The organism is Myxococcus vastator (assembly GCF_010894475.1).
Lineage (GTDB): Bacteria > Myxococcota > Myxococcia > Myxococcales > Myxococcaceae > Myxococcus > Myxococcus vastator.
In genome coordinates this window covers 1-9,081 of sequence record NZ_JAAIYB010000349.1, presented here as the reverse complement: position 1 = coordinate 9,081, position 9,081 = coordinate 1, and the positions used below count along the sequence as shown (strand labels likewise).

At 70.5% G+C, this 9,081-nt stretch carries 7 protein-coding genes and 2 pseudogenes; 4 read left to right on the top strand and 5 right to left on the bottom strand.

Annotated features, from left to right (window positions below):
* A pseudogene (locus tag G4D87_RS27650) lies at positions 1–192 on the bottom strand (methyl-accepting chemotaxis protein); the annotation flags it as partial.
* 111 nt (positions 193–303) lie between these two features.
* On the opposite strand from G4D87_RS27650, the gene G4D87_RS27645 reads away from it, so the two are divergent.
* The 3 genes from G4D87_RS27645 (at position 304) to pyrF (ending at position 3,073) form a co-directional block, all read left to right on the top strand.
* Complete coding sequence (locus G4D87_RS27645; RefSeq protein ID WP_240358656.1) at positions 304–1,329, top strand: histone deacetylase family protein; 1,026 nt, start codon at positions 304–306, stop codon at positions 1,327–1,329.
* An 89-nt stretch (positions 1,330–1,418) separates the two neighbouring features.
* Entirely contained in the window at positions 1,419–2,180 is a 762-nt protein-coding gene (locus tag G4D87_RS27640; RefSeq protein WP_163785596.1) for an SDR family oxidoreductase, read from the top strand.
* Between the two features lie 26 nt (positions 2,181–2,206).
* Positions 2,207–3,073 (top strand): orotidine-5'-phosphate decarboxylase, encoded by an 867-nt coding sequence (gene pyrF / locus G4D87_RS27635; protein WP_163785594.1) that lies wholly within the window; start codon positions 2,207–2,209, stop codon positions 3,071–3,073.
* On the opposite strand, the gene G4D87_RS27630 is transcribed toward pyrF, so the two are convergent.
* Entirely contained in the window at positions 3,054–5,627 is a 2,574-nt protein-coding gene (locus tag G4D87_RS27630; RefSeq protein ID WP_163785591.1) for a penicillin-binding protein 1A, read from the bottom strand. The genes pyrF and G4D87_RS27630 overlap by 20 nt on opposite strands.
* A 27-nt stretch (positions 5,628–5,654) precedes the next feature.
* Positions 5,655–6,611: an RluA family pseudouridine synthase gene (locus G4D87_RS27625; protein ID WP_163785589.1), complete on the bottom strand. Its 957-nt coding sequence runs from the start codon at positions 6,609–6,611 to the stop codon at positions 5,655–5,657.
* Positions 6,612–6,655: 44 nt separating this feature from the next.
* Here G4D87_RS27625 and G4D87_RS27620 point away from each other — a divergent pair, with 44 nt between their 5' ends.
* The gene (locus G4D87_RS27620; RefSeq protein WP_176410030.1) at positions 6,656–8,122 is read left to right on the top strand and encodes a pentapeptide repeat-containing protein; all 1,467 of its coding nucleotides are present in this window, start codon (positions 6,656–6,658) and stop codon (positions 8,120–8,122) included.
* Positions 8,123–8,220: 98 nt separating this feature from the next.
* On the opposite strand, the gene G4D87_RS27615 is transcribed toward G4D87_RS27620, so the two are convergent.
* Both G4D87_RS27615 and G4D87_RS27610 read right to left on the bottom strand, forming a co-directional pair.
* On the bottom strand, positions 8,221–8,814 hold the full coding sequence (locus G4D87_RS27615) for an MOSC domain-containing protein (protein ID WP_163785585.1): 594 nt from the start codon (positions 8,812–8,814) through the stop codon (positions 8,221–8,223).
* Positions 8,815–8,847: 33 nt separating this feature from the next.
* A pseudogene (locus G4D87_RS27610) lies at positions 8,848–9,081 on the bottom strand (MBL fold metallo-hydrolase); the annotation flags it as partial.

Sequence of the window (9,081 nt, the reverse complement as noted above, 5' to 3'; positions counted from 1 at the left end):
GGGCTGGGCTGTGAGCATGCTGACGGCCTGGCTGGCACGGGCCTCGCCCCGCGTCTGCAGGCGCTGCTCCAGGTGGGCCTCCACGCGCGAGGGTACGACGAAGAAGAGCGTCCCCAGGATGAGGGCGAGGACGAGCGCGAAGGAGCCCAGCAGCAGGCTGCGCAGGCCGGGTTTCTTGAACCGGAGAGCCAAGACGAGGCACTGTAGGGAGGGAAACACCGGCAGGGCAAGAACGGGGCGCTGGCGCGGCCTGTCCCCCAGGGGTGCTGACGTCCCGCCTGGCGGATGCGTAAGGTCCCCCCGATGTCATCCACCCTCCTCCTGACGGACCCGCTCTTCTTCCAACACGACCCCGGGGAGGGCCACCCGGAGTCGCCCTCCCGGCTGCGCCGCATCCTCGGGGTGCTGGCCAGCACGCCGGTGAAGGGCACGGTGATGACCGCCCCACGCTCCGCCACGGAGGCGGAGCTGGCGTCGGTCCACACGCCGGAGCTGCTGGCGTACCTGGCGAGCCTGAGCGGGCACGCCTCGCAGCTGGACCCGGACACCCATGTGTCGCCGGACAGCATCGACGCGGCCCGGCTGGCGGCGGGCGCCTCCGTGCAGGCGGTGGAGGCGGTGATGCGCGGCGAGGCCCGCAACGCCTTCGCGCTGGTGCGCCCGCCCGGGCACCACGCCGAGCCCGACAAGGCCATGGGCTTCTGTCTGTACAACAACGCGGCCATCGCCGCGGAAGCGGGCCGGAAGCTGGGCGCCGAGCGCGTGCTGGTGCTCGACTGGGACGTGCACCACGGCAACGGGACGCAAGCGGCGTTCTGGTCGCGCCGGGACGTGATGTACCAGTCGGTGCACCAGTTCCCCTACTACCCGGGCACGGGCGCGGCCCAGGAGACGGGCAAGGGCGAGGGCGAGGGCTACACCGTCAACGTGGGCCTGCCGGGCGGCAACTCGGACGCGGACTACGGGATGATTTTCGAGGAGCTGCTGCTGCCCGTGGCGGAGGCGTACCGGCCCCAGCTCATCCTCGTCTCCGCGGGCTTCGACTCGCACCAGCACGACCCGATTGGCGGCATGGAGGTCAGCGAGCGCGGGTTCGCGGCCATGTGCGCGGCGATGAAGTCCCTGGCCGACAGCGCGTGCCAGGGCCGGCTGGTGCTGCTGCTGGAGGGCGGCTACTCGCTGGAGGGCTTGTCCCAGTCCGTGCATGCCTGCGTGGAGGTGCTCGCCGGGCGCAAGGACAGCTTCCCCACGGGTGACACCCACGCGGACGCGAAGGCCGCGCTGCGGGTGAGCCGCGAGGCGCTGCGGCCGTACTGGCCTCGCGTGTAGAGCGTCGGCTGGATGGCGCGCCGCGTCTCGCGCCGCTGTTCTTCCCCTGGCAACCGTGCGAGAAGCCCGGCAGCACACGGGAGGACTGCATGGTGGAGCTGAGCTACCGGACGGCGTTGGTGACGGGTGCATCCAGCGGCCTGGGACGCGGGCTGGCGCTGTGGCTCGCCAAGCGGGGCGTCCGCGTGTTCGCCGCCGGACGCCGCCTGCCGCAGCTCCAGGCCCTGCGGGACGAGGCCCAGGCGGCCGGCGTCACCGTGGAGCCCGTGGCGCTGGACGTCACCCAGGCGGACGCCACCCTGGAGCGCATCCGCGCGCTGGACGCGGAGGCGGGCGGGCTGGACCTGGTGGTGGCCAACGCGGGCATTGGCGGCACGACGAACGCGAAGCGCCTGCCATGGGAGCGCGTGCGCGGCATCATCGACACCAACGTCACCGGCGCCGCCGCCACGCTGAGCGCCGTGTTGCCCCAGATGGTGGAGCGCCAGCGCGGGCACCTGGTGGGCGTCTCCAGCCTCGCGGGCTTCCGCGGACTGGCCGGCCACGCGGCCTACTCCGCGTCCAAGGCCTTCCTGTCCACCTTCATGGAGAGCCTGCGCGTGGACCTGCGCGGCACCGGCGTGCGCGTCACCTGCATCTACCCCGGCTTCGTGAAGAGCGAGATGACGGCCACCAACCCCTTCCCCATGCCCTTCCTCATGGAGACGCATGACGCGGTGGAGCTGATGGGCAAGGGCATCGTCCGGGGCGACGCGGAGGTGTCCTTCCCCTGGCAGCTCGCGGTGCCCACGCGCCTGGCGAAGGTGCTGCCCAACCCCCTCTTCGACGCGGCCGCGCGGCGGCTGCGCTGACCTTCCCCTTCCCACGGAGACGCCCGGTGACGACGCCACAGCCCTTCGCCCACCGCTTCAGCCAACTGGCCGAGCAGCGCTCGCCGTTCTGCCTTGGCATCGACCCGTCAAAGGACTTGCTGACGCGCTGGGGCCTGCCCGACAACGCCCAGGGCCTGCGCGACTTCTGCGAGCGCGTGGCCGATGCGGCGGGAAGCACCGTCGCGGTGGTGAAGCCGCAGAGCGCCTTCTTCGAGCGCCACGGCCCCGCGGGCCTCCAGGTCCTCCAGGAGCTGCTGCGCCGCTTCAAGGCCGTGGGCACCCTCACGCTGCTGGACGTGAAGCGCGGGGACATCGGCTCCACCATGGAGGCCTACGCCGAGACAGTCTTCGGCGAGGGCAGCGCCTACGAAGCGGACGCGGCCACCTTCACCGCCTACCTGGGGCTGGGCGCGCTGCGAAAGACGCTGGAGCGGGCGCGCGCGTCCGGCGCCGCCGCCTTCGTGGTGGTGCGCTCCTCCAACCCGGAGGGCACCTCACTCCAGACGTCGCGCGGCGAGGACGGCCGCACCGTGGCGGAGGCCCTGGCGGACGGCCTGCGCGCCTTCAACGAGCAGCCCGGCCAGGACGCGGCGCCGGTGGCGGGCGCCGTGATGGGCGCCACCCTCCCTGATTCGGACCGGGGCGTCATCGAGCGGCTGGGCGGCGCGCTGCTGCTCACACCCGGCATCGGCGCGCAGGGCGCCGGCTTCGACGACTTGAAGCGCCTGTTCGCCGGGCGCGAGGCGCAGGTCATCCCCACCGCCACGCGCTCGGTGCTGGAGGCGGGGCCGGACACCGCCGCCCTGCGCCAGGCGCTGGAGCGGCACCTGGCGCCGGCGCGCGCCTTCCGCGCTACTGCGCGCCCATCATGAACTGGTCGACGTCGACCGTGTTCTTGTCGGGCACCGCGTCCTTCGGCTCGGTGCCCTTCTTGAAGAACATCAGCTCCGAATCCCTGGCGCCCGCGGGGGCAATCTTCCCCGTCTTCCTGTCGATGTGGAGCCGCACCAGGTTCATGGACTGCCACGGGAAGAACTCGGACTGCTTCCGGTCCCCCAGCGCGCTCTTCATGTAGTTGAGCCAGATGGGGAGCGCGGCGCGGCCACCCGTCTCGTAGCGGCCCAGCGGATGCGGGTTCAAGTCGTAGCCCACCCACGCCACCGTCACCAGGTCGCGGGTGTAGCCGGCGAACCACGCGTCGAACGAGTCGTTGGTGGTGCCCGTCTTCCCCGCCGCCGGCTTGCCCAGGCGCTGCGCCGGACCGCCGGTGCCCTGGAGCACCACGCCGCGCAGCAGGTGCGTGAGGATGAAGCCGGCCTCCGGGCTCATCACCTGCTCGCCCGGCTCGAAGAGGCGCGCGTAGCCGGCGGCCACGCGGTCCTGCAGGGGCGCCCACGCGTCGTCGAAGGCCGTGTGGTCCTCCAGCGTGCGGCCCCAGCGGTCCTCAATCTTGCGGATGAAGTACGTGGGCTTCTTGCGGCCGTAGCGGTTGAAGGTGGCGTAGGCGTTGGCCAGGTCCACCGGGTACACGCACGAGGAGCCGAGCGCCGCGGAGAAGTCCATGTTCATGGGCGTGGTGATGCCGAGCTTCGTGCTCCACGCGGCCATGTTCTTCACGCCCACCGCGCCGAACGTCTTCACCGCGGGCACGTTCAGCGAGTTGACCAGCGAGGTGCGCAGCAGCACCTCGCCTTCGAACTTGTCACTGTAGTTGGCCGGCTTCCACGACACCTTGGTGTCCGGGTCGTGCTCGACGATGGGCGAGTCCACCAGCACGGTGGCCTCCGTCCAGTCCAGCTGCTCCAGCGCGGCCGAGTACACGAAGGGCTTGAAGGAGCTGCCCGGCTGACGGCACGCCTGGAAGGCCCGGTTGAACTCGTTGTCGTCGAAGTCGTAGCCGCCCACCATCGCGGTGAGGTACTGGCGGTGGGGGTCGATGGAGACGAGCGCGCTCTGCGCCTCGGGCGTCTGCTCCAGGCGGAAGAGCTTCACGCCCTCGCTGGGGATTTCGTCCGCGAGCTTCTTGTCCCACTGCTCCTTGTCGTCCGTCAGGTCCTTCTTCGTGACGTGGCGCACCACGATGACGTCGCCCTCGGTGAGGGCCCGCTTCACCGAGGAAATCATCATCGCCGGGTAGTAGCCCTCCGGGTTCACCTTGCGCGCCCAGCGCATGCCCAGCAGCGGCAGCCGGCCGGTGTGCCCGCCCACCTGCACGTCCGCGCCCTTGCCGTCCCCGTCAATGGACGTGACGACGGCGACGTAGAGCCGGTTCTCCACCAGCTCCTGTGCGCCCATGAGCTTCTTCGAGCGGTCGATGAAGGCGCGGATGGCCTCCTTCGACGCGAGCTGCTCCACCGGGCCGCGCCAGCCCTGGCGCTTGTCCACCGACAGCAGGCCGTGGAGCACCGCGTCCTGCGCGGCGCGCTGACGCTCGCTGTCCATGGTGGTGAAGACCTTGAGGCCGGCCTTGAGCAGCACGGGGTTGCCGTACCGGTCCACCACGTCCTTGCGCACCTGCTCCACGAAGTACGGCGCGAACTCGTGGAACACGTCCTCCACCGGGTACACCTTCACCTCTTCGGCGTTGGCGGTGTCGTGCTCCTCCTGCGAAATCATGCCCTCCACCAGCATGCGGCGCAGCACGTAGGAGCGGCGCTTGCGGGCCGCCTCCGGGCGCAGGAAGGGCGAGTAGCGGCTGGGCGCCTGCGGCAGGCCCGCGATGAGCGTCATCTCGCCCAGCGTCAGGTCGCGCACGTCCTTGCGGTAGTAGTTCTCCGCGGCGCTCTGCACCCCGTAGCTGTGGTGCCCGAGGAAGACGTTGTTGAGGTAGAGGTAGAGAATCTCCTCCTTCGTCAGCGACTCCTCCAGGCGCCGGGCGAGGATGGCCTCGCGAATCTTGCGGGTGATGGTCTTCGCGGTGGCGGACTTGTAGCCCTCCGCGGAGATGAGCACCGCCTTCGCGGTCTGCTGCGTCAGCGTGGAGCCACCCTGGATGCCGCCCGAGCGCAGGCCCAGCTTGGAGCCCACCGTCTTGAAGCCGGCGCGCGCGGTGCCCAGCACGTCCACGCCGAAGTGGTCGAAGAAGCTGGAGTCCTCCGACGCGATGAAGGCCTGCACCAGGCGCTTCGGAATCCGCTCGTAGGGCACCACCTTGCGGCGCTCCTCGTAGAACTCGCCGGCCAGCACCGCGTCATCCGTGTAGACCTCGGTGACGATGGGCGGCCAGTACTCGTCCACCTTGGGGATGGCGGGCAGTCCATCCGCGTACACGTAGTACACGGTCGTCACGGCCATCACGGCGGCCGTGGCCCCCGTCAGCGCCAGCCATCCCGCGGTCTTCAGGAGGAACTTCCACCAGCGCTTGGAGGGGACGCCGTCGAGCACCAGCTTCGAGCGGCTGCGGTCAGCGGATTTAGGGTCGGACATACGCGTTTCTTTTGTGCCTCGCGGGCGTCAGGGCACCAATGCGGCCCGCTTGAGCACATCTCGGAGCTCGACGGCGAGGGGGGCCTCGACGACCACCTTCGCGCCGCCTTCGGGATGCGGGAATTCGATGCGCTCGGCGTGCAGGAACAACCTTTTGAGCCCCCAGCGCGCCCGCACGTCGCGGTTGAAGGCGAAGTCACCGTACTTCCTGTCCCCAGCCACCGGATGTCCGATGGCGGCCAGATGCCTTCTTATCTGATGCGTGCGCCCCGTCTCGATGGCGCAGGACAGGAGCGCCGCCTCGCCCGACTGCTTCACGACCTTCCACCGGGTGACGGCCGCCTGCATGTTCACCCCCCGACGGGCCTTGGATTCGGCCGTCTGTTGGTGTTCCGACAAGGGCAGGTCGATGACCCCGGAGTCCCGTGGCATCTTCCCCTTCACCAGGGTGAGATAGCGCTTGCGGGACAGGCCGTGGGTGAAGACCTCGGTGAAGTGCACCATGGCCGGGCGCCGCTTGGCCACCAGGATGACGCCGGAGGTCTCCCGGTCCAGCCGGTGTGCGGGCGAGGCCGCGAAGTCGTTGCGGACGGCCTTGGGCCCCAGATAGGCGCGCACGTAGTCCACCAGCGTCCCGCCGGTGATGCCGCTGCCGGTATGGACGGCCATTCCGCTGGGCTTGTCCACGGCCATGAGCCAGTCGTCCTCTCGAAGGATGACCAACCGGCTGGGGTCCACCGGTGGTGGAGGCGGGTCCACTTTCGGACGTTCCGCCCCCACGAGCTGCTGCTCGTCGCCGCGGATGGTGAGCACGTCTCCTTCGGACAGCAACTGCTCGGGTTGCGCACGCTTCCCGTTCACCCGCACCTTCTTGGTGCGAATCATCTTGAAGAGGTGGCTCACCGGAACATTGGGGAGCCGTTTGCGCAGGTGCTTGTCCAGCCGCATCCCGGCGGTGTCGGCTTCGATTCGGTACTCGATCATTTGTGCTGGCGCATGGACCAGACCATACGAATAATCCCCGGTCCATGGCGAAAGCCCCCAGTATCGAGAAGCTTCTCCAGAGTGGCTCGGCGGAATGGAACCGGATGCGCAAGTCCGGCCAGGTCGCCACCGACCATACCGGCGCCACCTTCACTCAACTGTTCTCCGCCAACACGGACCTGTCCGGGCTGGGCCTCATCGGCTCGGAATGGGACCGGTGCGACCTGTCCAAGGTCAACTTCCGGGACGCGGACCTTTCCAATGCCTACTTTCACGGCGGCCGGCTCCAGGACTGCGACTTCCGGGGTGCGAACCTCGAAGGCGCGACGTTCGAAAAGCTGAAGCTGTTGCGGTGCGACTTCACGGGCGCCAAGGGGCTCGACGACGTCGAGCTGGACGACGTGGACATGGACCGCGTCGTCGGGCTGGACGGCGAGGAGGCCCCGCCGCCTCCGCCGCCCCCCGCCCAGGGCATCACCGCCTTCACCCGTGAGCAACGGGAGAAGGCGCTGGGCGCGCAGGCCGCCGCGGCGCTCCAGGGTGAGCCCGTGGGCGACGAGCTGCCGCCCTTCCGGCCCCAGGACCCGCCTGGCTCGCTCTTCTTCCGGGCGCTGAAGCGGATGGGCGTGCCCCCGCTGTGGGTGCTGGACGTGCCCGGCCTGCGCCCGCTCCTGCCGCAGCGGCTGCCCCCGGGCAGCTCGCTGGAGACGCTCTACCGCGAGGCGGTGAAGACGCGGCTGGAGAACAAGAAGCCCGCGGCCGACCCGGCGGTGGTGGACCGCGCGCAGAAGGCGCTCCGCATGGGCGCCAAGGACGCCCCGGTGGCGGCCATGTACCTGCGCGAGGTGGGCGTGCTGCCCCTGTTCCGCTTCGCCGCGGCCCAGGTGCTGAAGGGCGCGCTGCGGGAAGAGGTGGAGGTGGATGACCTGACGGGCGCCATCGACCCGCGCACCACGGGCGCGCTGCTGGAGCTGCGCTTGACGCACGAAGTCGTGGAGCACCTGCAGGAGGCGCGGCGCCGGCTGGCGGCCACGCAGCTCTACACGTCGCTCCTGGAGGCGGGCTTCAACCCGGAGAACAACTGGGACGAGGCGCTGGAGTCGAGCGACGCGTCGCTGGAGCTGGCGCACCTGGCCACGGGTGAGGACCGCAATGCCCTGCTGGAGGGCTTCCAGGTCTTCGCGGCGCTGCCGGACGAGGCCCGGCTGCGGCGGCTGGCCTACCTGGCCGAGTCCGTCACCCACCTGGAGCTGGTGAGCCGGCTGCCGGAGGGCATGGAGCCGTCGTGGCTCACGGGCCCCGAGACGCGCGAGTGCCACGAGCGGGAGATGACGTACGTCCAGTCGCTGAAGGCGGAGGAGATTCCGTCCAAGGTGGCGGCGCTGGCGAAGGAAGAGCTGGGCGTTCCCGAGGGTGAGGTTCCCGAGGAGAGCGACGGCGACCTCTTCGTCCACCTGCGCTGTGACGTGTGCGGCAAGGAGAAGCTCATCGTCCAGTCACCGGAGGAGTAGCCGTCCGGTGCAGGTCGAGGCCCGCGGGGCCGCGGGGTCCGGGATGCGCTCCCGGGCCTGGCGGCCCCGGGGTGTTTCTGGCGCGAGGGCTCGCGGAGCTACGCGCCGGACGAAGGCAGCACGTACGTCACGGGCCTGGGCAGCGTCACCCTCACGGTGTCCCCCGCGCGGATGATGCCGGGGCGCTCCACCCAGGCCACCAGCCCCCGGCGCTGCCACGCTGCCTTCACGAAGCGGCTCGCCAGCTTCTGCACGTCCGGATGGTGCGCCTCGATGACGCGCCCCGGGCCCGTGCAGGGCTCGTTCTCCCCCTCCACCACCAGCGTCGTGTCCTCCGGGAAGAACAGGCGCGTGCCCGGAGGCAGGTGCGTCAGCCGCGGCACGCCCGTCACCTCCAGGTTCGCGCCCAGCCATGACGCCAGCACGCGCGGAATGCCGAGCGTCTGCGCGACCTCGGCCAGCTCCTCCGTCGACACCAGTGAGAGCTGCCGCGTGTTGCGGATGGGCGTCCCCTTGGGGAACCACGGCGTGCGCACGTCCGCCGCTCGCGTCAGGCCCGCGTGGCGGTCGCCCTCCAGGCCCTCGAAGGACACCCGCGCCTCGGGCAGCTCCTTCGTGACGAAGCTCTTGTGCTCGGTACACACGAGGACGCGCGCGGTGCGTCCTTCCAGCTGCGGCGTCTTGCGGGCCATGGACGTCCTTCTACCGCGCCCCCAGGCCGCCTGTCAGAACAGCCCGAGCTGCTGCGGCTTCCCGCCCAGCGGGCGCGCGTCCATCCCCGCGTCGCGCAGCGCCTGCGCCAGCTCCTCCGCGAAGCCGTGGCACGTCAGCACCTCCCGCGCCCCCGTGGCCTTCGCGTAGGACACCAGCCCGGGGAAGTCCGCGTGGTCCGACAGCGGGAAGGCCACGTCCGCGCCGTACCGCCGCACCGCGCCCCGGTCCACCGCCCACCCCGTCAG

Excerpts from the sequence above, each read along its gene's own strand:
- G4D87_RS27630 (WP_163785591.1), bottom strand. The coding sequence starts at position 5,627 with ATGTCCGACCCTAAATCCGCTGACCGCAGCCGCTCGAAGCTGGTGCTC.
- G4D87_RS27615 (WP_163785585.1), bottom strand. The coding sequence starts at position 8,814 with ATGGCCCGCAAGACGCCGCAGCTGGAAGGACGCACCGCGCGCGTCCTC.
- G4D87_RS27625 (WP_163785589.1), bottom strand. The coding sequence starts at position 6,611 with ATGATCGAGTACCGAATCGAAGCCGACACCGCCGGGATGCGGCTGGAC.
- G4D87_RS27645 (WP_240358656.1), top strand. The coding sequence starts at position 304 with ATGTCATCCACCCTCCTCCTGACGGACCCGCTCTTCTTCCAACACGAC.
- G4D87_RS27640 (WP_163785596.1), top strand. The coding sequence starts at position 1,419 with ATGGTGGAGCTGAGCTACCGGACGGCGTTGGTGACGGGTGCATCCAGC.
- G4D87_RS27620 (WP_176410030.1), top strand. The coding sequence starts at position 6,656 with ATGGCGAAAGCCCCCAGTATCGAGAAGCTTCTCCAGAGTGGCTCGGCG.